Annotated in this window: 21 protein-coding genes; 16 read left to right on the forward strand and 5 right to left on the reverse strand. The window is 62.5% G+C overall.

All coding sequences use genetic code 11. The features are described from left to right. Positions 1-50 precede the first annotated feature (50 nt). The 10 genes from AC5P8D_RS17460 to AC5P8D_RS17505 all read left to right on the forward strand — a co-directional run bounded on the left by AC5P8D_RS17460 (position 51) and on the right by AC5P8D_RS17505 (position 12,448). Entirely contained in the window at positions 51-1,514 is a 1,464-nt protein-coding gene (locus tag AC5P8D_RS17460; protein WP_495203525.1) for a class I SAM-dependent methyltransferase, read from the forward strand. Further along, on the forward strand, positions 1,511-2,422 hold the full coding sequence (locus AC5P8D_RS17465; protein WP_495203526.1) for a GDP-mannose 4,6-dehydratase: 912 nt from the start codon (positions 1,511-1,513) through the stop codon (positions 2,420-2,422). Before AC5P8D_RS17460 ends, AC5P8D_RS17465 begins: the two co-directional genes overlap by 4 nt. Then, positions 2,419-3,390 carry a GDP-mannose 4,6-dehydratase gene (gene gmd / locus AC5P8D_RS17470; protein WP_312785465.1) on the forward strand — a complete coding sequence of 324 codons (972 nt, stop codon included), beginning with the start codon at positions 2,419-2,421 and terminating at the stop codon, positions 3,388-3,390. Before AC5P8D_RS17465 ends, gmd begins: the two co-directional genes overlap by 4 nt. A 20-nt stretch (positions 3,391-3,410) precedes the next feature. Next, positions 3,411-5,696 carry an ArnT family glycosyltransferase gene (locus tag AC5P8D_RS17475; protein WP_495203527.1) on the forward strand — a complete coding sequence of 762 codons (2,286 nt, stop codon included), beginning with the start codon at positions 3,411-3,413 and terminating at the stop codon, positions 5,694-5,696. A 1-nt stretch (position 5,697) separates the two neighbouring features. Beyond that, positions 5,698-8,775, forward strand: a complete 3,078-nt coding sequence (locus AC5P8D_RS17480; RefSeq protein ID WP_495203528.1) for a glycosyltransferase — start codon at positions 5,698-5,700, stop codon at positions 8,773-8,775. After that, complete coding sequence (locus AC5P8D_RS17485) at positions 8,772-9,317, forward strand: hypothetical protein (RefSeq protein WP_495203529.1); 546 nt, start codon at positions 8,772-8,774, stop codon at positions 9,315-9,317. Before AC5P8D_RS17480 ends, AC5P8D_RS17485 begins: the two co-directional genes overlap by 4 nt. Beyond that, positions 9,314-9,760, forward strand: a complete 447-nt coding sequence (locus AC5P8D_RS17490) for a GtrA family protein (protein ID WP_495203530.1) — start codon at positions 9,314-9,316, stop codon at positions 9,758-9,760. The genes AC5P8D_RS17485 and AC5P8D_RS17490 overlap by 4 nt, the downstream gene beginning before the upstream one ends. Next, complete coding sequence (locus AC5P8D_RS17495) at positions 9,757-10,740, forward strand: glycosyltransferase family 2 protein (RefSeq protein ID WP_312785470.1); 984 nt, start codon at positions 9,757-9,759, stop codon at positions 10,738-10,740. The genes AC5P8D_RS17490 and AC5P8D_RS17495 overlap by 4 nt, the downstream gene beginning before the upstream one ends. 93 nt (positions 10,741-10,833) lie before the next feature. Further along, the gene (locus AC5P8D_RS17500) at positions 10,834-11,688 is read left to right on the forward strand and encodes a GNAT family N-acetyltransferase (RefSeq protein WP_312785471.1); all 855 of its coding nucleotides are present in this window, start codon (positions 10,834-10,836) and stop codon (positions 11,686-11,688) included. Between the two features lie 19 nt (positions 11,689-11,707). Further along, the gene (locus tag AC5P8D_RS17505) at positions 11,708-12,448 is read left to right on the forward strand and encodes a PIG-L deacetylase family protein (RefSeq protein WP_312785472.1); all 741 of its coding nucleotides are present in this window, start codon (positions 11,708-11,710) and stop codon (positions 12,446-12,448) included. A 14-nt stretch (positions 12,449-12,462) separates the two neighbouring features. On the opposite strand, the gene AC5P8D_RS17510 is transcribed toward AC5P8D_RS17505, so the two are convergent. The 4 genes from AC5P8D_RS17510 to AC5P8D_RS17525 form a co-directional block, all read right to left on the reverse strand. Then, the gene (locus AC5P8D_RS17510) at positions 12,463-13,872 is read right to left on the reverse strand and encodes a mannose-1-phosphate guanylyltransferase/mannose-6-phosphate isomerase (protein WP_495203531.1); all 1,410 of its coding nucleotides are present in this window, start codon (positions 13,870-13,872) and stop codon (positions 12,463-12,465) included. 16 nt (positions 13,873-13,888) lie between these two features. Further along, positions 13,889-15,247, reverse strand: a complete 1,359-nt coding sequence (locus tag AC5P8D_RS17515) for a phosphohexomutase domain-containing protein (RefSeq protein WP_495203532.1) — start codon at positions 15,245-15,247, stop codon at positions 13,889-13,891. Positions 15,248-15,391: 144 nt separating this feature from the next. Further along, positions 15,392-16,333: an electron transfer flavoprotein subunit alpha/FixB family protein gene (locus tag AC5P8D_RS17520; RefSeq protein ID WP_495203533.1), complete on the reverse strand. Its 942-nt coding sequence runs from the start codon at positions 16,331-16,333 to the stop codon at positions 15,392-15,394. Beyond that, positions 16,333-17,079 carry an electron transfer flavoprotein subunit beta/FixA family protein gene (locus tag AC5P8D_RS17525; protein ID WP_057496707.1) on the reverse strand — a complete coding sequence of 249 codons (747 nt, stop codon included), beginning with the start codon at positions 17,077-17,079 and terminating at the stop codon, positions 16,333-16,335. Before AC5P8D_RS17525 ends, AC5P8D_RS17520 begins: the two co-directional genes overlap by 1 nt. A 264-nt stretch (positions 17,080-17,343) precedes the next feature. Between AC5P8D_RS17525 and rfbB the strand changes: the two genes are divergently transcribed. Genes rfbB through rfbD form a run of 4 tightly spaced genes read left to right on the forward strand, consistent with a single transcriptional unit; the run spans position 17,344 to position 20,751 of the window. Further along, positions 17,344-18,399 carry a dTDP-glucose 4,6-dehydratase gene (gene rfbB / locus AC5P8D_RS17530; RefSeq protein ID WP_495203534.1) on the forward strand — a complete coding sequence of 352 codons (1,056 nt, stop codon included), beginning with the start codon at positions 17,344-17,346 and terminating at the stop codon, positions 18,397-18,399. 14 nt (positions 18,400-18,413) lie between these two features. After that, a complete protein-coding gene (rfbA, locus tag AC5P8D_RS17535; protein ID WP_495203535.1) occupies positions 18,414-19,301 on the forward strand; it encodes a glucose-1-phosphate thymidylyltransferase RfbA in 888 nt (295 codons plus the stop codon). Continuing rightward, positions 19,298-19,855, forward strand: a complete 558-nt coding sequence (rfbC, locus tag AC5P8D_RS17540; RefSeq protein WP_495203536.1) for a dTDP-4-dehydrorhamnose 3,5-epimerase — start codon at positions 19,298-19,300, stop codon at positions 19,853-19,855. The genes rfbA and rfbC overlap by 4 nt, the downstream gene beginning before the upstream one ends. After that, positions 19,852-20,751, forward strand: coding sequence for a dTDP-4-dehydrorhamnose reductase (gene rfbD, locus AC5P8D_RS17545; protein ID WP_495203537.1), 900 nt, complete (start codon positions 19,852-19,854; stop codon positions 20,749-20,751). The genes rfbC and rfbD overlap by 4 nt, the downstream gene beginning before the upstream one ends. A gap of 38 nt (positions 20,752-20,789) precedes the next feature. Here the strand turns inward: rfbD and AC5P8D_RS17550 are convergent, their stop codons facing one another. After that, positions 20,790-23,408, reverse strand: a complete 2,619-nt coding sequence (locus tag AC5P8D_RS17550; protein ID WP_495203567.1) for a DEAD/DEAH box helicase — start codon at positions 23,406-23,408, stop codon at positions 20,790-20,792. 158 nt (positions 23,409-23,566) lie between these two features. On the opposite strand from AC5P8D_RS17550, the gene AC5P8D_RS17555 reads away from it, so the two are divergent. Both AC5P8D_RS17555 and AC5P8D_RS17560 read left to right on the forward strand, forming a co-directional pair. After that, positions 23,567-24,298 carry a CoA transferase subunit A gene (locus AC5P8D_RS17555; protein WP_043398748.1) on the forward strand — a complete coding sequence of 244 codons (732 nt, stop codon included), beginning with the start codon at positions 23,567-23,569 and terminating at the stop codon, positions 24,296-24,298. A 1-nt stretch (position 24,299) separates the two neighbouring features. Beyond that, positions 24,300-24,929, forward strand: a complete 630-nt coding sequence (locus AC5P8D_RS17560) for a CoA transferase subunit B (RefSeq protein WP_331600754.1) — start codon at positions 24,300-24,302, stop codon at positions 24,927-24,929. The last annotated feature ends 2 nt before the right edge of the window (positions 24,930-24,931 follow it).

The raw sequence follows: 24,931 nt of genomic DNA on the forward strand, positions 1-24,931 counted from the left end.
CGAGCCTCAGGCCATTCCATCTTTATGCAGACTAGACGAGAGAATTGAACATGGCAGCCAATCAGGAATCCATGCTGTCGGCCAACGAAGTAATGCGACGGGTGCGTACGCGCCTTGGTGTAGGTGACTTGAGCATGCCTCTTGCAGCTACTCCCTCCATGACAGATCTGGGAGTTTCATCGCCGAGCTTCGTTGCTTCGCCTCCGACCGGGGAGTTTCCGATCAAGAGCGAATATGTCGTTGCCGATTTCCTTGGCTACGACGATGTTGCTTTCATCGTCAATGTCTATCGCGCCATTCTTCTTCGTGAGCCTGACGAGGGCGCGCAGGGACATCTGCGTTCATTGCGAGCGGGCCTTCGCACCAAGGTCGAGATACTTGGTGCGATTCGTTGGTCGGACGAGGGGGAAAGCAAAGGCATTCATATCGATGGTCTGCTCCTGCCCTACAAACTGCACGAATGGCGTCGGCTCCCTGTGATCGGTCGCTTCCTGCACTGGGGGCATGCACTGGTGCGCCTGCACCGCAACGAACGCGTATTGGATACGCATATCGCGGCGGTAAGTGGCAACCTCCAGCATGCGCAGAGATTGCTGACGCGCACTGCTGCCGAGCAAGCTGTCCAGATCGGCTCTCAGGCCCGCAGTATCGCAGTTCTGCCAACCCGTGAGGATGTCGATGCTCTGGCGCTCCAGATCGAGACGCTGGGCGAGAAGCTCGCTGAGTTGCAGGCTGGCCCTGTTCCCAGGGTGCCGGTTGCCGCCACAGCGCTGCAGGTGCCGGTCCGTGATGTCGAGATGCGTACGTCCGCGGTGGAGTCGCACCTTGACCAACTCTATGCCGATTTCGAGGACCATTTCCGTGGGCCTCAGGAGCAGATTCGCCTGCGCCTGCAGCCCTACCTGAAGTTCATCAGCGATGTCGGAGCCGGTACGTCCAATGCACCGGTCCTGGACCTGGGCTGCGGTAGGGGGGAGTGGCTGGAGCTTCTGCGGGAAGCCGGGCTGAAGGCATCGGGTGTCGACCTGAACATGCTCTTCATTCGGGAATGCTTGCGCAAGGAGCTTGACGTTGAGTTCGGTGATGCACTGTCCAAGCTCAGGTCCCTGCCTGACGCATCGGTGGGCGTGGTTTCCCTGTTCCACCTCGCCGAGCACCTGGATTTCGCCTCGTTGATCGAGCTGATCGACGAAGCCCAGCGCGTGTTGGTGCCTGGAGGTGGCCTTATTGCCGAAACCCCGAATCCGGAGAACGCCCGGGTGGCCCAGTGGACCTTCTATATGGATCCCACTCACCGCAATCCGCTTCCCCCGCAGATGCTGCGCTGGGTCGTGAGCGCACGCGGTTTCGTGCAGTCCGACATCCAGGCCCTGTTCGAGGCACGTCCTGCTTCGGATATCGCATTCGTGGCTGCCGATGTACCTGGGGCGGAAACCATCAACGCCTTGGTCCAGCCCCATCATCAATCACTTGATTACGCAGTGATTGCACGAAAGTCGGTGTCACGACCATGAGCTCGCGCCTCTTGGTTACTGGCGCCAGTGGCTTCGTTGGCAGGCACCTGCTGGCGGCTGTCGATGCGGGCATGTTCGGTGAGAACGTGCAGGCTGTCGCTTGGCCTGGTGGCCGTGACCTGCGCGATGCCTCAGCGGTAGCGGAATTCGTTGCTGAAGTGGGAGCAACCGACGTAATTCATCTTGCAGCGCAGAGTTTCGTTCCCCGGGCGATCGCGCAACCACGGGAAACCTACGAAATCAACGTCATCGGCACGTTGAATCTGCTCGAAGCGCTGACGATCACCGAGTTCCGTGGGCGCTTCCTGTACATCAGTTCCGGCGACATCTATGGACGCGTCGACCTGGATGACCTGCCGGTCAACCTAGCGACCGTGCCCCGCCCGGGCAACCCCTATGCCTCCAGCAAGCTGGCCGCCGAGGAACTATGTCTGCAGTGGGGGCGCCGCACGCATCGGGACGTCCTGATCGCTCGGCCGTTCAATCATATCGGTCCGGGGCAAAGCCGCGACTTCGTTGTATCCTCCCTGGCCCACCAGGTGGTGGCCATCAAGGAGGGGCGGCAGCCGCCAGTGATCGACGTCGGGGATATCGAGGCTACCCGCGATTTCACCGACGTGCGAGATGTGGTCGCCGCCTATGCCGCCATTCTCGCCAAGGGCACTGCACAGACCCGCTATCTGGTAGCTTCCGGCGTTGAGCGCACCGTGGCGAAGGTCCTCCAGCAGATGCTGACGCTGGCGGGGACCACCGCGGAAGTGCGCGTCGACCCCGCGCGCCTGCGACCCTCCGACCAGCGACGGATGGTGGCCGATGCGTCACAGACAACTCAGCAGACCGGCTGGCGGCCGACGATCAGCTTTGATCAAACCCTGAACGACATCCTGACATCAGTGAGAACCTCATGAGCAAGAAATCCGCGTTGATCACCGGCATCACCGGCCAGGACGGTGCCTACCTCTCCAAACTGCTGCTCGAAAAGGGCTACGACGTTCACGGCATTCTCGCTCGTCGGAGTACCGACACGCTGTGGCGTTTGCGAGAACTGGGAATCGAGACGCAGGTGAAGCTGATCGATGGCGATATCTCGGACCTGTCCTCGTTGATCCGTGCAATGCAGGTTTCGCGCGCCGAAGAGGTCTACAACCTCGGTGCGCAGAGTTTCGTCGGCAGCTCCTGGCAGCAGCCTATCCTGACTGCCCAGGTGGACGGTGTTGGCGTACTCAACATTCTGGAGGCCGTGCGCATCACCAATCCGCAGGCACGCTTCTACCAGGCATCCACCAGCGAAATGTTCGGTTTGATCCAGGCGGAGAAGCAGGACGAGAGAACGCCCTTCTACCCGCGCAGCCCCTATGGCGTGGCCAAGTTGATGGGCCACTGGGCTACGGTCAATTACCGTGAAAGCCACGCGATGCATGCCTCCAGCGGCATTCTCTTCAACCATGAATCCCCGCTGCGTGGCATTGAATTCGTAACCCGCAAGGTGACCGACGCCGTTGCCCGCATCAAGCTGGGCATGCAGAGCGAACTGCGTCTGGGCAACATCGATGCCAAGCGAGATTGGGGCTTTGCTGGAGACTACGTCGAGGCGATGTGGCTGATGCTGCAGCAGGATAGGGCTGATGACTACGTCATCGCCACGGGTATCACCACCACGGTGCGCGAAATGTGCGAAATCGCCTTTGCCCACGTGGGCATGGATTACCGCGACCACGTGGTCATCGATGAGAAGTTCATGCGCCCCGCAGAAGTGGATGTGCTGCTTGGCAACCCGGCCAAGGCGCAGCAGAAGCTCGGCTGGCAGCCCAAAACCAGCCTGCAGGAGCTGATCACCATGATGGTGGAAGCCGACCTGCGACGTCTCAAGGCCTGAGGCTCAGCCGGGAACAAACCATGGGAGTTGATGTGGGTGATCGAATGGATGTAGGCATCGAGCAGCAACGGCAGAAGCGGCCTGGCCCGATCGCGTTGGCAGCGGTTGTTCTGGCTATTTCAATGCTGTTGTTCGTCAGCTGGGGTGCCTACCAGGCCGATCCGCGTCGTTCTCCGCAGCTGCAGGCCGAGTCCGTCCAGATGGACGGATTCGAAGCAGATGGCAATGGTTTCCGGGCATCGGGAAAGCTGCCTTTGCACATGGTGTCAGGGCAGTTCCGGTTGCAGTCGCAGCAGCGTTACGCGTTCTCTTTCTCGGTGGACACCGCACCCGGTGCGCCGGCGGATGTTGTGGTAGATCTGTTTGCTCCTGGATACGACAGTCCTGCTCAGGAGCGTAGTTTCCATACACAACCTGGGCAGACGTCGGTTCGCTGGTCGGACATGATGGACGTTGGCCCGGACGTTCCGGAAGTGGTGTCACTTCGCATCTTCTATGACGGTCCAGCGGGCCTGCATATCAGTGACATCCGGGTTGTGCATGTTCCCAAATGGAAAATCTGGATCGGCCATCTGTTGCGTGCCTTCGTGCTCGTCGCCTTGGCCGCGTTCGTTCTTGTGTTCGCGCGGTGGACTACTCACGGTTTGAGTGGCAGGAAAGCACCAGTACCGTGGGCGCTGCTGAGCGCCTTGTGGCTTGGAGGCACCCTGGTCCGCTTCCTCGCCGCACAGATGTTGCCGTACTGGTCCGGTGACGAATACGCCTACAAGATGATCGCCAGCGGAATCTGGGCAGGTGGCGGGCGATCGGGCATTCCCTCGCCAGACCAGATTCTGCACGCGACAAATCTGCCGAACATGCTCTACCCCTACCTGATCGCGCCCAGTTTCATGGCGGGCGAGTCGTTCTATATCGGGGTGCGGCTGATCAATGCGCTGATTGTAGCCTCGGCAGTTTTCCCCGCCTATCTGATCGCCCGCCGGTTCCTGGATGCCCGCTTGGGTGTACTCGTCGCTCTGGCCGCCATTGCCATACCGGGAGTGTTCATCTCGGCCTATGCGGCGACCGAAGTTCTTTACTTCCCGTTGTACCTGTGGGCGTGCTGGGCTGGCCTGCGCTTCCTGGAGCGGCAAGGCTCGGTCGCCGCGGCTGTTGTATTTGGCGTGACGATCGGCTTGCTGCTTAATGTGCGCCTGAATGGTATTACCGTTCTGCTGGCATTGCTGGCAACCATGGGCGTAGTTGCATTGAAGGAGCACACGCTGCGCCAGTTCATGGTTCGGCCGATCTGGCTGCTGGCGGTGCTGGTCAGCTATGCCGTATTCAAGGGAGTTTCGATCGGACTGTCATCCCCGGAAACCGACGGGCTCGGCATGTACGGAAATCGGCTCCATGGATGGCGCGACACGGTGATGTCCGATCTGCATGGATTCGCCGGCTTGCTGCTCGGCCATCTAACGATCCTGGCAATTCCATTCAGCCTGTCGCTGGCTGCTGGTGTGGGCTTGCTGTTGGCCACGCGGGAGCAGGCAAGCAGGCGTGGTGAGTTCAACCCAACTCTGTTCCTTCTGATGGCCACGGCCGGCGCCATCGGCATGGCCATCGTCTTCACCGTAGGCATTGCCCCGAGTGACCTCGGTGGGTTGGGGCGCTGGCACAGTCGCTACTACTTCTCGTCGTTTCCGTTGCTGCTGATGCTGTTGTTCTTGCCGCGGCCACGGCGCGAGCAGTCCGCTGCAGGCTGGTACGCGTACTGGGGCGTGATCGTGTCGATCCTCGGCGCGGCTGTCCTGTTCATTTTGGTGCTCAAGCTGCACCTCAATCCGTGGTTCGGTTCAACCGTGGACAGCATGGAGGCGCAGATGTATCGCCTCAGTCGCTGGTGGTTCCTGGCATTCGCGGCGCTTATCATTGCCATTGCCGTGGTGAGTGAGGGGTGGTTGCGGCGTGCCCTGCAGCTCGTGTTGTTGGGGGCGTGGCTGTTGGCCGGCAACATGGCGACATGGCGAGAACTGAGTCGCAGCCCAGGCGCATTCGATGCGGGCTGCAGCGCCCTTGCGCAGGAGATGGTCGCCCACGATCCGGGAGGCGTCGCAGTGGTTGCCAGTGGCCGCCGGGAACTGGTCGACAATGCATTCTGGTTGCCCTATCTGCCGGTTGCGGTACGCATGCTTCCCGACGGTGGCTCAATAGATGCGCGCACGCTGAGCGAGGCCAGGTATGTGCTCGCCGACGACCGTATCGAAGTAACCCACGCATCCCGCATTCCGGGCACCGGTACCTGCAGCATCTACAAGGTGGACTGATATGATCATTGAGAACCGTACCACCATTGTGCCGGCCGAATCGGCCCCGGCTCCGCGTCCTGTCTCGGTGGTGATCCTGACCTGGAATGGTCTCGAGTACACCAGGCCCTGCCTGGACAGCGTGCTTCGCAACACCGACACCAATGCAGTGGAAGTCATCGTCGCCGACAATGGCAGCACGGACGGTACCGTTGAGTACCTGAAGAAGGTGCCGGGCATCTCGACCATCTTCAATGGCGAGAATCTCGGCTTTGTCCGGGGTAACAACGCCGCTTTGAAACTGATCGATCGCGATCGTGATGTGATCCTGCTCAACAACGATACCGAGATCGATGATCCGGACTGGATTTCCAAGCTCCAGGCCACGGCATATGGGTATGCGGGTGCCGGCGTGGTCGGATGCCGCATACGTCGCCTTGATGCTGACGACTTCCAGCACGCGGGCACGTACATGCCTGACCGCAGCTACTGGGGCCAGCAACTTGGCTCCGGCGAGAAGGACATCAATCAGTACGGCTTTGATCAGGATGTCGAAGGGGTGGTGTTCGCCTGCGTCTATATCCGGCGCGAAGTAATGGATGCTGTCGGTTTCCTCGATGAGGACTTTTTCTCCTACTACGAAGATACCGATTACTGCCTGAAGGCCCGTGCTGCTGGTTTCCGGGTCATGAACTGTGGAACGCTGACGGTTCGTCATCGCGAGCATGGGTCGACCTCGGTCAACAAGGTCAACCTCAACGACATGTTCCTCAAGTCCAAGGAGACATTCCTGGGCAAGTGGAAGGATGTGCTCGATGCACGTTACAAGTACAAGTTGAATCTTCATTCCACGTTCTTCCGACCGGTTGGCTATGCCATGACGGCGCGGCAGATCGCGCTGGGCCTGGACGAGACCGGTATTTCGGTGTCTTACGAGTACCTGTATGGACCGGGTACCGTGCTGCCGATCAGTGAAGTGAAGACGCAGAATACTGGCGTTTACATGCTGGAGATGATCAAGCAGCGCTCTTCCCCGGGCAGCAGCGCCCCGCAGCTGGTATATGGCCAGGCTGACGCGTTTGACAAGGTCAGCGAGGGATACCGGATTGGTTACACGATGCTGGAAACCACCGGTATTCCCAAGGACTGGGTGCATGGTTGCAATTCCGTGGATGAGGTATGGGTTCCCACTGAGTTCAATAAGTGGACCTTCCAGCGCTGCGGCGTGAAAGTGCCTGTGCGGGTCATGCCTCTTGCGCTGATCGATACCAATTACTTCAACACCAGGATCAAGAGCGAGCGCATCGAGGGAGTCTTCACTTTCCTGTCGGTGTTCGAGTGGGGTGAGCGCAAGTCGCCGGAGATACTGCTGAGGGCGTTCAACCGTGCGTTCCGGCGTACTGATCCGGTGGTGCTCATCTGCAAGTATTCCAACCATGATCCGGGTGTCGATCCGGACGCGATTATCCGCAGCCTGCAGTTGGATCCGGAAGGCGGGCGTGTCGTGTACTCGGTTAACGAATCAGTGCCGTACTACCAGATCGCCCAGTTGTACCGCTCGGCCGATTGCTTCGTTCTCCCGACCCGAGGTGAGGGCTGGGGAATGCCGCTGTTGGAGGCAATGGCCTGCGGAGTGCCGGTGATCGCCAGTTACTGGAGCGCGCAGCAGGCCTTCATGGATGAGGACAACAGCTATCCGTTGCAGGTTTCGCTGGTGCCCGCCGAGGCAAAATGCCCCTACTACGATGGTTTCAAATGGGCGTTGCCGGATGAAGACCATCTGGTGGACCTGCTGCGCCGGGCCTTCGAGAATCAGGGGGAGGCACGCGCCAAGGGCCAGCAGGCCGCGCAGGACGTCCGGAACCATTGGTCCTTGAGGCATTCGGCGCAACGCATGCATGCGCGCATTGCTGACATTGTTGATGGAACGCGGAACTCCGATGCGGTTCCTGCCAAGATGCGGCCACGTATCGCCATTGATGCATCCCGCGCGATGGTCGGAGAAGTCTCCGGTGTTGGTCGCTATGTAGCTACTCTGGTCAAGGGCATATCTGCCCACCAGGCAGCCCATGGGCGCCGGCATGATTACCTGTTGCTTCCGGGATTCGGCGACTTCGTTCATCCGGACTATGTACCTGGCAAGGGCAAAGGCCTGACTACGCTGCTTGGCAGCGGCATGACGACCTATCGCGGCCCACTCCCTGCCTATCGCGATGAAGACCACTTCGTACCTGGCATGGATCTGGTCTACTGCTCCGGCAATGTCTATCCAAAGGGACTCGGAACGGATGCGGTGATGGTCGTATATGACACGACGTTCCTGTCGCATCCTCAGTTCCATACTGAAGAGAATATCAAGCTGTGCTCGAGCAACTTCGAGCGCGCAGTGAAGGAGGGGGCGAAGTTCGTGGCGATTTCCGAGAATAGTCGTCGGGACTTCATTCATCATTACGGCATTGCGGAGGAGCGCATCACGACCATTCACTGCGCGGTAGACCATGATGTCTTCAAGCCGGCCTCGCAGATCCAGCGTCGTAGCGTCGAGCAGCGCTATGGCCTTCCCCAGAAGTACTTCCTGTACGTAGGGAGCATCGAGCCTCGCAAGAATCTCAAGACCCTTCTGCAGGCCATGTTGTCCTTCAAGGGTGACGAGAAGCTGGTGGTGGTCGGAGCTGCCGGCTGGAAGAATGAAGACCTCCGCCGTTTGATGGCGTCCGCCGGAGATCGCGTGCAGACGCTTGGTTACGTGCCGATTGAGGACCTGCCAGCGCTCTACAGTGGGGCGCGTGCCTTCGTCTATCCGTCGCTGTACGAAGGCTTCGGCTTGCCCGTGGTCGAATCGATGGCCTGCGGAACCATGGTTATCACCGCCGACAACAGCTCGTTGCGCGAGATTGGCGAAGGTGCAAGCCATCTCCTGGCCAACCCTGAGGATCCGGCAGAGATGCTTGAGGCTCTCAATCGGGTGGCAACCGATGATTCCTATGTCGAAGCAATGGTTGCCGCTGGCCGAGAGCGCAGTCAGCGCTTCACCCTGCAGCGCCAGGCCGAGGCGCATGCGGAGTATTTCGGGGCCCTGTTGCAAGGACGCCAGGCATGAGGCCGATCCTGTTCACTCTGGTGACCGCTCTGATCCTGTCGGCTTGTGGTCGAGCCGAGGGGCCGGCTAGCATGGAGCCGAACCAAGGGGGGCGTGGACCGGAGGGGCCGGGCGCGGCGCCAATGGTGGCAGTGCCCGACTGGATGCAACAGGCCAAGATGGCGCCTGGACAGGCCTGTTATCTGGATATCATTGAAGGTGCGAGGCATGGTGCGGACGGTTGGTCCCTGCCGCGCACGGCGTCGACGCGTGCGGTAGGGTGGGCGGTGGACGGCAGCGTAGTCCAGCAGCCTGACGCTTACCTTGAGCTGCGCAATGAAGCAGGTGCCTCAATCTATTTCAAGGCAGTGCGTTCGGAACGGCCTGACGTCAGCGACAGTCCGCGATTTGCCGAAACTCGCCCAGTCAACGCTGGACTGACGGTTCCATTGGAGCTGGTGACGCTGGCTCCAGGCCGTTACGTCCTGTCACTGGTGGTGGGTGACGGTCCGAGCGCGGGCCGTTGCGCTTTTGAGGCGGAGACGGTGCTGTCCATCCAATGAAGTTGATTCCGTCCATGAGATGCTCGCCGCGGATCACCTATTTACGTGAGCGGCTCGGCCCTGTACTTGGCCAGATGCTGAAGTTCGGTGTCATTGGCGGCGTACAGTTGGTGATCGATTGGGCATTGTTCGTGGTCCTCTCGTGGGGCGGTACACCTCTGGTGGCTGCCAATCTCGTGGGACGCGTGGGGGGGGCCGCCTTCGGTTTCTGGCTCAACGGCAAATACACATTCACCGACGGAAAGAATGTTGCCAGGTTGAGCCGGACGCAGGGTCTGCGTTTTGCAATGACCTGGGTGCTGATGAGCCTGTTGAGTTCGGGCCTGGTCTGGGTGGTCGGTCATCATGCGGGCATCGGCTGGGCATGGATCGCCAAACCCGCCTGCGATCTTCTACTTGCCCTGGCAAGTTTCTTCATTTCCAAGCACTGGATCTATCGATGAGTGTCCCATCTTCCGCTATCGTTGCTGTGGTCATTCCCTGCTACAAGGTGAAACGGCATATCCAGTCAGTGGTGGCGTCCGTCGGCCCAGAGGTCCACACCATCTACTGTGTGGATGATGCCTGCCCGGAGGGCAGCGGCGACTTCATCGAAGCGAATGTCAGCGACCCACGTGTCCGGGTCCTGCGCCACGCGGTCAACCAGGGAGTTGGCGGCGCGGTGATGACAGGGTATCGCCAGGCCATCTCTGACGGCGCAGCGGTGGCGGTCAAGATCGATGGCGATGGCCAGATGGATCCAACACTGCTGCCACAGTTCATCGCGCCCATCCTGCGCGGTGAGGCTGACTACACTAAGGGGAACCGGTTCTGGGACCTGCGCCAGATCAAGCAGATGCCCTTGCTGCGCCGCGTGGGCAACCTTGGATTGAGTTTCATGTCAAAGGCTTCGTCCGGTTACTGGGACCTGTTCGACCCCACGAATGGCTATACGGCGATCAGCCTGCCAGTGGCGAGCCACCTGCCGATGGAGCAGATCAGCAGGCGCTACTTCTTCGAAACCGACATCCTGTTCCGGCTAAATACGATGCGGGCGGTAGTGGTTGACATCCCCATGGATGCCCTCTATGGAGATGAAGAAAGCGGGTTGAAGGTCGGCAAGATTCTCGGAGAGTTTGCCTTCAAGCACGCCCGCAATACGTTCAAGCGTATAGGCTACAGCTACTTCCTGCGTGATCTTTCGGTGGCTTCGTTCGAACTGGTCGCTGCGCTGGCACTTCTGTTGTTGGCACTGTTCTTTGGCGGCTGGCACTGGTGGGAGTCAGCACAGAATGGCGTTCCCACTCCATTGGGCACGGTCATGATTGCCACTGTAGCCGCAGTGTCTGGCCTGCAGTTCCTGTTGGCATTCGTAGGCTATGACATTGCATCGGTACCGCGTCGCCCATTGACAGGAGTCTTGGTTCCAAGGCGCCAGGCATAGTTCCCTATAATCGGCCACCGGGGACATCCGGACTCGCCCGTGGCAAGTCCGGATTACCACTTGCGTATCAACCGAACCAGAACAGAGGCACCAATGGATATCCGCCCGGCCGGTACTGCTCCCGAACTCCTCCGGCACTATCAGGCGATTTTCGCCAAGTGCTTCCCGCAGGCAACCCACTTGGACACGGTCTATCTGGAGTGGTTGTACGCGCATAATCCAGCAGGTCCTGTAATCGGCTTGGACGCCTGGGACGGCGAACGATTGGCCGCGCACTATGCCTGCATTCCTGTGCAAGCCGTGGTTGATGGAAAAGTCTGCCGGGTCATGCTTTCGCTCAACACGGCGACGGATCCGGACTACCAGGGACGAGGCCTTTTCACCAAGCTGGCTGACGGAACCTACGCTGACGGTGCAGCTCAGGGCATGGCAGGCATTTACGGTGTCGCCAATGCAAACTCAACGCCGGGCTTCCTGCGCAAGTTGGGCTTCGACCTAGTCGGCCCGCTGGACGCCAAGATCGGTGTTGGTTCGTTGTTGCCTGAAGCGACGGCCAACAAACAGGACGACGTCCAGTTCCGACGGGAGTGGGACCAGCGAACATTGCAATGGCGATGCGCGAATCCAAAGCGAGGCTACCGTCTGGCGCGTTCAAGCACGGGGCGGCTGTCTGCATCCGCGTCCACGGGCAAGTTCATGCTCTCAGCGTTCGCAGAGCTGCCAACCCCGATTGACGGCGTGCAGACGGCATCGGCGCCCCTTGGTCTGCGTCTTCACTTGGGTCTCGTACCCCGATCGATGGGGGCGCTCAAAGGAGCATGGCGGGAGTTGCCTGCGCGCTTCCGCAGTAGCCCGTTGAACCTGATCTACCGTGCACTGGATGAGCGGGTAAAGGCTCCAGCAAGTGGCAGCGTGCTGTTCAGCGTGCTCGACTTCGATGCGTTCTGAGTCTCAGGGGAGGGGCCCGGTGCTGTTCCTTCTGGCTCATCCAGATGATGAGTTCGGCGTCTTCCCATGGATCGAGCAGGCCATGGCGGAGGGGAGGCAGATCCATCTGGCCTGGATGACCGATGGCGGCTGGGGTGGGCAGGACATCCTGCGCAGACAGCATGAGAGTGAGAAGGTGCTGACGGCACTGGGAGTTCCGCTCACGTCCATGCGCTTCCTAGGGGCGCAGCACGCCTTTGCTGACGGTGACCTGTGCAACCAGCTGGATCCCGCCATTGAAGCGCTGCGCGCCCACTATGCGGGTGCCAGCCTCGACGAGATCATCGTACCTGCTTGGGAGGGGGGGCATCCTGACCATGATGCTTCGCATCTTGCGGGCCTGGCTCTCGCGACCGAGTTGGGGGCGGCGCTGTTTCAGTACACGCTTTACCAGGGTGAGGGGCTTCCTGGTCCCGTGTTTCGGGTACTTTCGCCCATGGCCCGAAATGGCCCATTGCTGCCGATTTCTGTCGGTATCGGCCAGCGCCTGCGCTGCATTCTAGCCTGCCTGCAGTTCCGCTCGCAGTGGAAGAGCTTCGTTGGCCTGCTTCCCTTCTATGCGTTGAAGCTGTGCTTCAGTCGCCATCCTTTCGTGCTGCAACCCGTCTTGCCGCAGCGCACCGCAGAGCGCCCGCATCCCGGTCCATTGTTGTATGAACGCCGCGGTGGTCCTGGTTGGGAAGAATTTGCTGCACGAACCGCGCCTTACCGTCATCGGTAAGGCGCGGCGGGTTTTCATAGAGGTGCGCGCCCGTACTGATCCTCAAAGCGCACGATGTCATCTTCGCCGAGATAGCTGCCCGACTGCACTTCGATCAGTTCGAGTGGCAGCTTGCCGGGGTTTTTGAGCCGGTGGGTTACACCCAGTGGGATGTAAGTGCTCTGGTTCTCGGTCAGAAGAATGACTTCGTCGCCGCGGGTCACCTCTGCAGTTCCGCTGACCACGATCCAGTGTTCGGCACGATGGTGATGCATCTGCAGGCTGAGCGTGGCCCCCGGGTTGACTGTGATCCGCTTTACCTGGAACCGGGCGCCATTGTCGATGGAATCGTACGCGCCCCATGGGCGGTACACCTTGCGGTGTGCTGCGGCCTCACTGCGCCCCTCGCGCTTGATGCGGCCAACGATCTCCTTGACGTCCTGCACGCGATCCTTGTGCCCCACGAATACAGCGTCGTCGGTCTCAACGACAACGACGTCCTGCAGGCCGACCATGGCGATCAGGCGGCTGCCGTAGGCATAACTGTCCTTGCAATCCAGTGCGATCACATCGCCGTGGCAGGCGTTGCCATCGACGTCCTTATCGGAGACCTCCCACAAGGCCGACCATGAGCCGACATCGTTCCATTCGGCATCCAATGGCACGACAGCAGCGTCGGCGGTCTTTTCCATCACGGCGTAGTCAATGGAGTCATTTGGGCTGGCTGCGAACGCATCGGCGTCCAGGCGGACGAAGTCATTGTCGCGCGAGGCCTTTTCAAGCGCGACGCGGCACGCTGCCAGAATCGCCGGCTGCAGGATCTCCAGCTCCTTCAGATAGCGTGAGGCCTTGAACAGGAACATGCCGCTGTTCCAGTAGTACTCACCCGAGGCAACATATCGCTCGGCCGTCGCCAGATCCGGTTTCTCGACGAATCGGTCAACGGCATGCACGCCTTCGCCAGCGGCGGCTTTGATGTAGCCATAGCCGGTTTCCGGCGAGGTGGGCACAATACCGAAAGTCACCAGCTTGCCCGCCTCAGCTGCTTGCGCCGCGAGCAGCACCGCAGAATGGAACGCGGCTTCATTACGGACGACATGGTCCGATGGAAGTACCAGCAGTAGGGCATCATCGTCGCCGGCGAGCGCCTGAAGCGCTGCGATCGCGATGGCTGGCGCGGTGTTTCGGCCAACCGGTTCAAGGATCAGAGCCTGCGGCGCGACATCGCATTCGCGAAGCTGCTCGGCTGCCATGAAGCGATGCTCCTGGTTGGCTACCACGATGGGCGCGGCGCCAGCGATCGAGGCAACACGCTTCCAAGTTGCCTGTAGCATCGTGTCGCTGCCGACCAGCGGCAGGAACTGCTTCGGATAGGCTTCGCGCGACAGCGGCCACAGACGGGTGCCCGAGCCGCCAGAAAGAATGACGGGGACGATGGGGGTCATACGTGTGGGGTCCTCTTCAATGATTGGCTGGCGTGCCGCCAATCAGGGCGGTCAGCTCGCGGGTGCGATCCTGCAGCAGTGCTTTATCGCCGCGGGTCTCGATGTTCAGGCGAAGCAGCGGCTCGGTATTGGAGCTGCGCAGATTGAAGCGCCACTTGGCAAATTCGGCGCTAATGCCGTCGGTATGGTCCAGGACGGGATGCTGGGGCTCGAAATGTGCCAGCACACGCGCGACTGTAGCCTTGGCATCATCCACACGGAAGTTGATCTCACCGCTGCACGGATAAGCCTCCATGCGGTCGGCCACAAGCTCACCCAGCGACTTGCCGGTGCTGGAAACCAGTTGTGCAATCAGCAGCCAGGGAATCATGCCCGAATCGCAGTATGCGAACTCGCGGAAATAATGGTGCGCGCTCATTTCGCCGCCGTAAATCGCGTCTTCGGCGCGCATGCGCTCTTTGATGAAGGCGTGGCCGGTTTTGCTCATGATCGGCACGCCACCTGCCTGCTCGACCATTTCCACTGTGTTCCAGGTCAGGCGAGGATCGTGGATGATCTTTCCTCCTGGTTGGCGGGCGAGCAGGGCCGTGGCCAGCAGGCCGACCAGATAATAGCCCTCGATGAAGTTGCCTTCCGCATCAAAGAAGAAGCATCGGTCGAAGTCGCCATCCCAGGCGATGCCGAAGTCTGCACCATGCGCGCGCACGGCATCGCGGGCCGCCGCACGGTTTTCCGGCAGCAGCGGATTGGGAATGCCATTGGGGAAGTTGCCGTCCGCTTCGTGCTGGATGCGGATGAACTCGAAAGGCAGGTGCGGCGCCAGTTCGTCGATAACCAGGCCGGCGCCGCCATTGCCGGGGTTGGTGACGATCTTCAGCGGCTTCAGGCTGGCCACATCGACATAGCCCAGCAGGTGCTGGATATAAGCGGCCTTGTCGACGTCCCGGGTGATGGTGCCATGACCGTTGCCCAGCGGTGCGTCGGACGCCGCGAAATCGCGGATGTCGAACAGGCCGGTGTCGCCACTGATCGGCTTGGCGCCGTCGCGGACCAGCTTCATCCCGTTATAGTCCATCGGGTTGTGGCTGGCGGTCACCATGATGCCACCGGCAGCCTGGCGGTGGAACGTCTGGAAATAGACTTCTTCCGTGCCGCACATGCCGATATCGATCACGTCGCGGCCACTGGCCGTCAGTCCCTCGATGGCTGCCTGCAGCAGGGCGGGGCTGCTCAGGCGGATGTCGTGCCCTACCACCACCGGTCCCGGGCCCAGCAACGCGGCAGTGCCTGCGCCGATGCGGCGGGCAAGGCGTTCATCCAGTTCATCCGGAACGCGGCCACGGATGTCATAGGCCTTGAAACACGGAAGCGTCATCAATGCAGTCCTTACGCGGGTTGACCACGGATTATAGCGACAGGTACTGCAAGGACGGGTGATCCAGGCCGGCGTCCCTGCAGGCCCCAAGGTGGGTTGAGATGCCACGTAACCCTTTGATTGCGTGGCATCTTTCAGGTTTTTTCAGCTCAGAGCTGTTTCCAGCTCCGGCAGGATCGTGAACAGATCCCCCACCAGTCCGATATCCGCAATCTCGAAGATCGGCGCGTCGCCGTCCTTGTTGATCGCGACGATGGTGCCGGCATCTTTGATGCCGGTCAGGTGCTGGATCGCACCGCTGATGCCGACGGCCACGTACAGTTCCGGCGCGATGATCTTGCCGGTCTGGCCGACCTGCAGGTCGCTGGGCACGTAGCCGGCGTCAACGGCGGCGCGCGAGGCACCGACGGCGGCACCGAGCTTGTCGGCCAGCTGGAAGATGACCTTGAAGTTCTCTTCCGAACCGACGCCGCGGCCACCGGAGACCACGCGCTTGGCGCTCTGCAGGTCCGGACGGTCGCTGGCACCGGCGGCCAGGCCGACGAAGCGGGTGTGGGTCGGCAGGGCAGCGTCAACGCTGGCCGCTTCGATGGCGGCGCTGCCGCCTTGGGCGGCTTCCGGCCACGAGGCGGCACGCACGGTGGCGACCACGATCTGGTCGGCCGGGGCTTCCACGGTGATGATCGCGTTGCCGGCGTAGATCGGGCGCTTGAAGGTGTGGCTGCCTTCAACGCTCATCAGGTCGGAGACCTGGTTGACGCCGAGCAGCGCGGCCACGCACGGCATCAGGTCCTTGCCGAAGGTGGTCGACGGGCCGAACACGTGGGTGTAGCTCTTGGCCAGCTGTGCGATCTGCGGCGCCAGCACTTGGGCCAGGGCCTGGGCGTTGGCGGCGTTGGCCACGGTCAGGACCTTGGCGACGCCAGCGATCTTCGCGGCCTCAGCGGCGACGGCGGCCGGGTCGGCGGTCAGCACCAGCACGTCGATGCTGGCACCGCTGATGGCGGCGGCGGCACTGACGGTCTTGGCGGTGGCGGCGTTGAGCTTGCCTTCGTGGTGCTCGGCGATGACGAGAATCCTGCTCATTACAGCAACCCCTTCTGCTTGAGTGCGGCAACCAGTTCGGCCGCGTCCTTGACCATCACGCCCTTGCTGCGCTTGGACGGCGCGGCGTAGTGGGTGGTCTTGAAGGTGTCGGCGGCTTCAACGCCGAGGTCGGCCAGCTGCAGGGTTTCCAGCGGCTTGGCCTTGGCCTTCATGATGTCCGGCAGCTTGATGAAGCGCGGCTCGTTCAGGCGCAGGTCGGTGGTGACCACGGCCGGCAGATCCACTTCCAGCGTTTCCAGCCCGGCGTCGACTTCACGGGTCACCGTGGCCTTGCCATCGGCAATTTCCAGCTTGCTGGCGAAGGTCGCCTGCGGGCGGCCCCACAGCGTGGCCAGCATCTGGCCAGTCTGGTTGGCGTCGTCGTCGATGGCCTGCTTGCCGAGGATCACCAGGTCCGGCTGTTCCTTCTCGATCAACTTGAGCAGGGTACGGGAGGCGGTCAGCGGCTGGATGGCCTGGTCGGTGACAACGTGGATGGCACGATTGGCGCCCATGGCCAGCCCGTTGCGCAGGTGCGCCTGAGCGTCGGCCGGGGCGATGGTGGCAACCACGACTTCGCTGGCGATGCCCTTGTCGCGCAGGCGCAGGGCTTCTTCCAGGGCGATTTCATCGAAGGGATTGGGGGACAGCTTGACGCCGTCGGTGACCACGCCGGAACCGTCCGGCTTGACCTGAATGCGGACGTTATAGTCCACCACGCGCTTGTACGCGACGAGGATTTTCATCTGGTACGGGGTCCTTCAATAACGGGGAGAACGTCCGGTCCTGAAGCAGCAACCGGTTCGGGGGTGGGACCCCGATTCTAGCTGGCTTGGGGTGACCATGCGAATGCGTATGGTGGAGGCTCCGACTGTTGCGATGCAGCAATGCAGTCGGCCTGAGTTCACTGGTGTGATCGCGTGTTACCGGAGGCCCGTTGTATCCTTCAACGTTGCATTGTCGTGGCCATGAAGGCCCCGTCCCACGAATCTCGATCAGGAGAACAGGTAGTGCCTACATGGCTTGTCACCGGCGGCGCCGGATTCATTGGCGGTAACTTCGTTCTCGAGGCCGTCGCGCGCGGCGTCAAGGTCATCAACCTCGATGTGCTGACCTACGCCGGCAACCTGAAGACCCTGTCCAGCCTTGATGGCAACCCGAACCACCTGTTTGTCCAAGGCGACATCGGCGACCGCGAACTGGTCGCCCGACTGCTGGCCGAGCATCAGCCGGATGCCGTGGTGAACTTCGCCGCCGAAAGCCACGTTGACCGCTCCATCGACGGTCCCGGTGCCTTCATCCAGACCAACGTGGTGGGCACCCTGGGCCTGCTGGAGGCGGTCCGTGACTACTGGAAGGCGCTGCCGGCCGAGCAGGGCGCGGCCTTCCGCTTCCTGCACGTATCCACTGACGAGGTGTACGGCACCCTGGGTGAGACCGGCAAGTTCAGCGAAACCACGCCGTATGCTCCGAATTCCCCGTACTCGGCGTCGAAGGCCGCCTCGGACCACCTGGTGCGTGCGTTCCACCACACCTACGGGCTGCCGGTGCTGACCACCAACTGCTCCAACAACTACGGCCCGTACCACTTCCCCGAGAAGCTTATCCCGCTGGTGATCGCCAAGGCGCTGGCCGGCGAGCCGCTGCCGGTGTACGGCGACGGCAAGCAGGTGCGCGACTGGCTGTTCGTGTCCGATCACTGCGAGGCGATCCGCACCGTGCTGGCCAAGGGCCAGGTTGGCGAGACCTACAACGTCGGTGGCAATTCGGAAAAACAGAACATCGAAGTGGTGCAGGCCATCTGCGCACTGCTGGACCAGCGCCGCCCGCGTGCGGATGGCCAGCCGCGCAGCAGCCAGATCACCTACGTCACCGATCGCCCCGGCCATGACCGCCGCTATGCGATCGATGCGTCCAAGCTGAAGAACGACCTGGGCTGGGAACCGGCCTACACCTTCGAGCAGGGCATCACCTTCACCGTCGACTGGTACCTGGACAACCAGGCATGGGTCAACGGCGTGCTCGACGGCAGCTACCGTCTGCAGCGCATCGGCACCGCGGCCTGAACCCAGGAGACCTCATGACCCAGCGCAAGGGCATCATCCTCGCCGGTGGCTCCGGCACCCGGCTGTATCCGATCACCAAGGGTGTCAGCAAGCAGCTGCTGCCGGTGTACGACAAGCCGATGATCTACTACCCGCTCAGCGTGCTGATGCTGGCGGGCATCCGCGAAGTGTTGATCATCAATACCCCGCACGAACAGGCGCTGTTCCAGCAGCTGCTGGGCGACGGTTCGCAATGGGGCATGGACATCCAGTACGCGGTGCAGCCTAGTCCGGATGGCCTGGCCCAGGCTTACCTTATCGGCCGCGACTTCGTCGCCGGCAAGCCGAGCTGCCTGGTGCTGGGCGACAACATCTTCCACGGCCACGGCCTGCGCGAGGTGCTCAAGCGTGCAGACGAACGCGTGCACGGCTCGACCGTGTTCGGCTACTGGGTGAATGATCCGGAGCGCTACGGCGTGGCCGAGTTCGACAAGAGCGGCAAGGTCATCAACCTGGTCGAGAAGCCGGAGAATCCGCGTTCGAACTATGCGGTGACCGGCCTGTACTTCTATGACGGCAATGCCAGCGCGCATGCCGCCGACCTGAAGCCGTCGCCCCGTGGCGAACTGGAGATCACCGATCTCAACAAGCGCTACCTAGCCGAAGGCAACCTGCATCTGGAAGCACTGGGCCGCGGCTATGCCTGGCTCGATACCGGCACCCACCAGTCGCTGCTGGAAGCGTCCAACTTCATCGAGACCATCCAGACCCGGCAGGGCCTGCAGGTCTGCTGCCCGGAGGAAATCGCCTTCGGCCAGGGCTGGATCAACGCCGAACAGCTGGAGGCACTCGCCGCGCCGCTGATCAAGAATGGCTACGGCCAGTACCTGCACACGCTCGCCCAGCGTGGAGTCGTTCCGTGAAAGTGATTGAAACCAAGTTGCCCGGCTGCGTGGTGATCGAGCCGGCCGTGTTCGGCGATGCCCGCGGTTACTTCTTCGAAACCTGGAATGCCGAGCGTTTCGCCGCGCTGGGCCTGCCGGATCGTTTCGTGCAGAGCAATGTGTCCACCTCGGCGCAGGGCGTGCTGCGTGGCCTGCATTACCAGTGGCCGCGCCCGCAGGGCAAGCTGGTCAGCGTGCTCGAAGGCGAGGTCTATGACGTGGCGGTGGACATCCGCCGTGGCTCGCCGACCTTTGGCCAGTGGAAAGCGGTGGTGCTGAGCGCGGAGAACAAGAAGCAGTTCTGGATTCCGGAAGGCTTCGCGCATGGCTTTGCGGTGCTGTCCGAGCGCGCCGTGTTCAGCTACCTGTGCACCGAGGTCTACCTGAAGGACTTCGATGCAGGCGTACGCTGGAACGATGCCGATATCGCCGTGGACTGGCCGGTCAGTGCGCCGACGCTGTCGGCCAAGGACGAGAACGCCCCGTTCCTGAAGGACATCGCTGAAGATCGCTTGCCGGTCTACGTGCCATGACCGTTCTGGTGTTCGGTGGCAACGGCCAGGTTGGCCAGGAGCTGCTGCGTGCGCTGGCGCCGCTGGGTGACGTGGTTGCCACCACCCGCAGTGGTCAGCTGCCTGACGGCAGTGCCTGCGAGATAGCGGATTTCGGCCAGCCCGACACTCTGCCAGCCCTGCTGGACCGTCTCCAGCCGTCGGTAGTGGTGAACGCTGCGGCCTATACCGCAGTCGATCGTGCCGAGCAGGACACGAAGGCCGCCTTCGCCGCCAATGCGGAGGCGCCGGGTGTGATCGCACGCTGGTGCGCGGCCCATGGCGTGCCGTTCGTGCATTACTCCACCGACTACGTGTTCGATGGCCAGGGTAGTGCGCCCTACCGCGAGGACGAGCCGACCGCGCCGCTGGGTGTGTACGGCACCAGCAAGCGTGATGGCGAAGAGGCCGTGCGCGCTGCCGGCGGTCGTCATCTGATTTTCCGGACGGCGTGGGTGTACGCCTCCCATGGCGCCAATTTCCTGCGCACGATGCTGCGGGTGGGCGCTGAGCGCGACCAGTTGCGTGTGGTAGCCGATCAGGTCGGCACGCCGACGCCGGCCGCGCTGATCGCTGATGTCACTGCGCAGGCACTGCAGCATCCGGGGCAGCTGTCCGGCACCTGGCATCTGACGGCCAGCGGCCAGACCAGTTGGCATGGGTTCGCCGAGGCGATCTTCGCCGAAGCGCTGGCGACCGGCGTGTTGGCGAAGGTGCCGACCGTCGAGGCGATTCCCAGTTCCGAGTATCCGACCCCGGCCAAGCGCCCTGCCTGGTCGGTGTTGGACAACCGCAGGCTGCAGCAGGATTTCGGCATCGTCCTGCCGACCTGGCAGGATGGTCTGAAGCAGGTGATGGAGGAAATAGCGCCCGCCTGAAGATTGCAGTGCTCTACCAGAGCGGAAAAGGTTAGAGCTCAGATCCGGCGACGTACCCTGCGCGACGCTGGTGGTTTTCCCGGCAACGGCGCCAGCAGCGCCTGCACGTCTTCCTCGCTGAAGCGTGGCCCCGTAGCACCGCCGCCTTCGAGAATCGAGTCGGCCAGCGTGGCCTTGCGTTCCTGCAGCTCGGCGATCCGTTCTTCAATGCTGCCTGCGGCGATCAGCCGGTAAACGAACACCGGCTGCTGCTGGCCGATGCGATGGGCGCGGTCACTGGCCTGGTTTTCGGCCGCCGGGTTCCACCAGGGGTCGAAGTGGATGACGGTGTCGGCGGCGGTCAGGTTCAACCCGACGCCACCTGCCTTCAGGCTGATCAGGAACACCGGCACCTCGCCCTGCATGAAGCGCTGCACCGGCGTAGCCCGGTCCTGGGTGTCGCCGGTCAGGGTCACATAGGCCAGCCCGAGCTCCTCCAGCGCCTGTGCGATCAGTGCCAGCATGCCGGTGAACTGCGAGAACACCAGGACCCGCCGGCCTTCCTCGACCATCGACGGCAGCATGTCGCGCAGCAGCTCCAGCTTGGCCGAGCCGGCATTGCGTGCCGGGGCGTCGCCCGGCAGCAGGCGCGGATCGCAGCAGACCTGGCGCAGCTTCAGCAAGGCATCCAGCACCACGATATGGCTGCGCGCCAGCCCGCTGCCGCTGATGGCCTCGCGCACCTGCTTTTCCATTGCGGCACGCACGGTTTCATAGAGATCACGCTGGCCGCCCTCCATTTCCACCGCACGGGTAATGAGGGTCTTGGGCGGAAGCTCTGACGCGACCTGGTCCTTGCGCCGGCGCAGGATGAAGGGACGCAGGCGCTGCGCCAGCAACGTGGCGCGACGGTGGTCGCTGCCACGTTCGATCGGATGGCGCCAATGCTGGTTGAACTGCTTCTCGCTGCCGAGCAGGCCGGGCAGCAGGAAGTCGAACTGCGTCCACAGCTCGCCCAGATGGTTCTCCAGTGGCGTGCCGGTCAGGCACAGGCGATGGCGGGCCTGCAGCGTGCGCAGGGTGATGGCCGCGCGAGACTTCGGATTCTTCACCTGCTGGGCTTCATCCAGAATCAGCAGATGGTAGGCATGTGCCTGCAGCGCCTGCTCGTCGCGCCACAGCAGGGGATACGTGGTCAGCACAAGATCATGCTCGGGAATCGCCTCGAACAGTGCTTCGCGCGTCGGTCCGTGCAGGGTCAGCACCCGCAGGCCAGGGGTGAAGCGTGCGGCTTCGCTCTGCCAGTTGTGCAGCAGCGAGGTCGGCACCACCAGCAGCGCCGGCTGGTCCAGGCGGCCACTTTCCTTTTCGACCAGCAGATGCGCCAGCGTCTGCAGGGTCTTGCCCAGCCCCATGTCATCGGCCAGCACGCCGCCCAGACCCTGCTGGCGCAGGTACTGCAGCCACGACAGGCCTTCACGCTGATAGGGACGCAGCGTCGCCACCAGCCCCGCCGGTGGCGGCACTTCACCCAGTGCGGGTGCCTGCATCAGGCGCTGCACCAGCGCCTGGGTATCCTTGCGCCCCCGGAACTGCAGGCGCGCCGTGTCTCGCAGCGCCTGCAGGCGACCACGGTCAAGCGCTGACAAGCGCAGCGGCGCGCCACGCTGGGTGAACAGGTCCGCCAGCAGGGCCATGATCGGCTTCAGTCGCGCGGCCCGCAGTGCCAGGCGGGTGTTGTCGCCTGCCATCAACAGGATGTTCTCGTCATCGCCGATGGCGTCCAGCTGGCCACGCATCCAGCGGGGATCGGACTGCAGCACCTGCTGCAGCAGCGGAACCATCGACACGTTGCGGCCTTCCACCTGGATGTCCAGGCCCAGGTTGAACCAGCCCGCATCCGCCGGGTCCGCTTGGATGTCCAGGTCGATCTCATCCACCCGGGTGATGCGATGGCGGAAATCGTCGTCCGTCTCCACCTTCCAGCCCAAGGCTTCCAGGCGCGGTACGTCGTCCAGCAGGAATCGTGTCCAGTCATGGGTGCGCAGCTGGAACTGAGGTCCTGCGCCCTCCAATGGCGCCCGCGGGGCCGTGTCGCGATGCAGCCCCACCGTGCGCAGCTCGGCCTCGCGCCGTGATTCCTCGGCCAGGTCGCGGGGCAGCAGCGCAAGCTGGCCTTCCGGATCGTGGGCGAACAGGCTCGGATCATCCAGGAACCGCACGTGTTCGTCGTATTCGAAGGCCACGGTCGCGATATCGGCCCATTGCGAAGGGTCGCGGGGGCCGAGCCACGGCGGACGGAACTCGACCGTGTGCAGGCGCAGGACGGGCGTCATCGAACGGATCAACAGCGTTGGCAGCGTGCTGCTGTCGTCGGGCATGGGGGGCGTATGGTCGATCTGCTGCAGCATCTGCGCCAGCACAGCCGCCACGTGCATGCAGTCGTGGCCGAGCAGGCAGGAACACCGGTTGCGCAGCAGGCTGCGCGGATGGCGAAGGCTGGCGGCCAGGTCGATCTCCACCCGGTAGGAGTACTTGGCCGGGATCTTTACCTCAGCGACCAGAATGTCACCGAACAGACGCATGCTGTGGACTTCCGACAGGCCATGGTCGCTCATTTCCAGCGTCCGGCCTTCCATCCAGCGGAGCAGGTCTTCTTCGGTGTAGATCTGGGCCATCAACGAGGGTGGGGCGGGCACGGGGCCGGCCATTGGCTGGGGAACCTGGCATTCTACGGAACCCTGTGCGATGCCCGTGCAATGCTGCGGCGCATCCAGGCGCTTCGCCGCCCTCCAGCTAGAATGCGGTCATCCTCAACGTGCAGGGTAGTACAGCAATGCAGCAATCGACTTCCACCGGCAAGCGCAGCAAGCGCTTCGCCAGTGCGGCGGAGGCCCTGCAAGGGGTGGTCGCCGATGGCCAGACGCTGGCCGTGGGCGGCTTCGGCCTGTGTGGCATTCCCGAGGCACTGATCGCCGCGCTGCGCGACAGCGGCGCCAAGGGCCTGACCGTGATCTCCAACAATGCCGGCGTGGATGGCTTCGGCCTGGGCCAGCTGCTGGAAACCCGGCAGATCAGGAAGATGATTTCGTCCTACGTGGGCGAGAACAAGGAATTCGAGCGTCAGTTCCTGGCCGGTGAGCTCGAGTTGGAATTCAATCCGCAGGGCACCCTGGCCGAACGCCTGCGTGCCGGCGGCGCGGGCATCCCGGCGTTCTTCACCGCCACCGGCTACGGCACGGTGGTGGCCGAGGGCAAGGAAACCCGGGAGTTCGATGGCAAGCACTACGTGATGGAGACCGCGCTGCGCGCCGACGTGGCGCTGGTCAAGGCGTGGAAGGCCGACGAAGCGGGCAACCTGGTGTTCAGGAAGACCGCGCGCAACTTCAACCCGGCCTGCGCGATGGCCGGCAAGGTCTGCATCGTGGAAGTGGAGGAGGTGGTGCCGGTCGGCGCGATTGATCCGGACCAGGTGCACCTGCCGGGCATCTACGTACACCGCATCGTGCACAACCCGCATCCTGAAAAGCGTATCGAACAGCGCACCATCCGCGCGGAGGGCAACTGACATGGCGTGGACCCGCGATGAGATGGCGGCACGTGCCGCCCGCGAACTGACCGATGGTGCGTACGTGAACCTGGGCATCGGCCTGCCGACCCTGGTTGCCAACCACATCCCCGAAGGGGTGGACGTGTGGCTGCAGTCGGAAAACGGCCTGCTCGGTATCGGTCCGTTCCCGACCGACGCCGAAGTGGACGCCGACCTGATCAATGCCGGCAAGCAGACCGTCACCGCGCGTGCCGGTGCCAGCTATTTCGGCAGCCACGACAGCTTCGCGATGATCCGCGGTGGCCATGTGAACCTGGCTATCCTCGGCGCCATGCAGGTCACCGACAAGGGTGACCTGGCCAACTGGATGGTGCCGGGCAAGATGGTCAAGGGCATGGGCGGTGCGATGGACCTGGTGGCCGGCGTGCAGCGCGTGGTGGTGCTGATGGAGCACACCGCCAAGAACGGCGAGCACAAGATCCTGACCGAATGCACGCTGCCGCTGACCGGCGTGGGCGTGGTCGACCGCATCATCACCGACCTGGCCGTGTTCGACGTGACCGATGCCGGCCTGCAGCTGGTGGAGGCGGCGCCGGGTGTCAGTGATGAGGAATTGAAGGAAAAGACCGGCGTCGCGTTCCAGCGTTAGTC

Source organism: Stenotrophomonas sp. YJH_SMC_101-4, assembly GCF_059370395.1.

Bases quoted from the DNA above. Each gene is read 5' to 3' on its own strand.
- AC5P8D_RS17460 (WP_495203525.1), top strand. From the start codon at position 51: ATGGCAGCCAATCAGGAATCCATGCTGTCGGCCAACGAAGTAATGCGA.
- AC5P8D_RS17465 (WP_495203526.1), top strand. From the start codon at position 1,511: ATGAGCTCGCGCCTCTTGGTTACTGGCGCCAGTGGCTTCGTTGGCAGG.
- gmd (WP_312785465.1), top strand. From the start codon at position 2,419: ATGAGCAAGAAATCCGCGTTGATCACCGGCATCACCGGCCAGGACGGT.
- AC5P8D_RS17475 (WP_495203527.1), top strand. From the start codon at position 3,411: ATGGGAGTTGATGTGGGTGATCGAATGGATGTAGGCATCGAGCAGCAA.
- AC5P8D_RS17480 (WP_495203528.1), top strand. From the start codon at position 5,698: ATGATCATTGAGAACCGTACCACCATTGTGCCGGCCGAATCGGCCCCG.
- AC5P8D_RS17485 (WP_495203529.1), top strand. From the start codon at position 8,772: ATGAGGCCGATCCTGTTCACTCTGGTGACCGCTCTGATCCTGTCGGCT.
- AC5P8D_RS17490 (WP_495203530.1), top strand. From the start codon at position 9,314: ATGAAGTTGATTCCGTCCATGAGATGCTCGCCGCGGATCACCTATTTA.
- AC5P8D_RS17495 (WP_312785470.1), top strand. From the start codon at position 9,757: ATGAGTGTCCCATCTTCCGCTATCGTTGCTGTGGTCATTCCCTGCTAC.
- AC5P8D_RS17500 (WP_312785471.1), top strand. From the start codon at position 10,834: ATGGATATCCGCCCGGCCGGTACTGCTCCCGAACTCCTCCGGCACTAT.
- AC5P8D_RS17510 (WP_495203531.1), bottom strand. From the start codon at position 13,872: ATGACCCCCATCGTCCCCGTCATTCTTTCTGGCGGCTCGGGCACCCGT.
- AC5P8D_RS17515 (WP_495203532.1), bottom strand. From the start codon at position 15,247: ATGACGCTTCCGTGTTTCAAGGCCTATGACATCCGTGGCCGCGTTCCG.
- AC5P8D_RS17520 (WP_495203533.1), bottom strand. From the start codon at position 16,333: ATGAGCAGGATTCTCGTCATCGCCGAGCACCACGAAGGCAAGCTCAAC.
- AC5P8D_RS17525 (WP_057496707.1), bottom strand. From the start codon at position 17,079: ATGAAAATCCTCGTCGCGTACAAGCGCGTGGTGGACTATAACGTCCGC.
- rfbA (WP_495203535.1), top strand. From the start codon at position 18,414: ATGACCCAGCGCAAGGGCATCATCCTCGCCGGTGGCTCCGGCACCCGG.
- rfbD (WP_495203537.1), top strand. From the start codon at position 19,852: ATGACCGTTCTGGTGTTCGGTGGCAACGGCCAGGTTGGCCAGGAGCTG.
- AC5P8D_RS17550 (WP_495203567.1), bottom strand. From the start codon at position 23,408: ATGGCCCAGATCTACACCGAAGAAGACCTGCTCCGCTGGATGGAAGGC.
- AC5P8D_RS17555 (WP_043398748.1), top strand. From the start codon at position 23,567: ATGCAGCAATCGACTTCCACCGGCAAGCGCAGCAAGCGCTTCGCCAGT.
- AC5P8D_RS17560 (WP_331600754.1), top strand. From the start codon at position 24,300: ATGGCGTGGACCCGCGATGAGATGGCGGCACGTGCCGCCCGCGAACTG.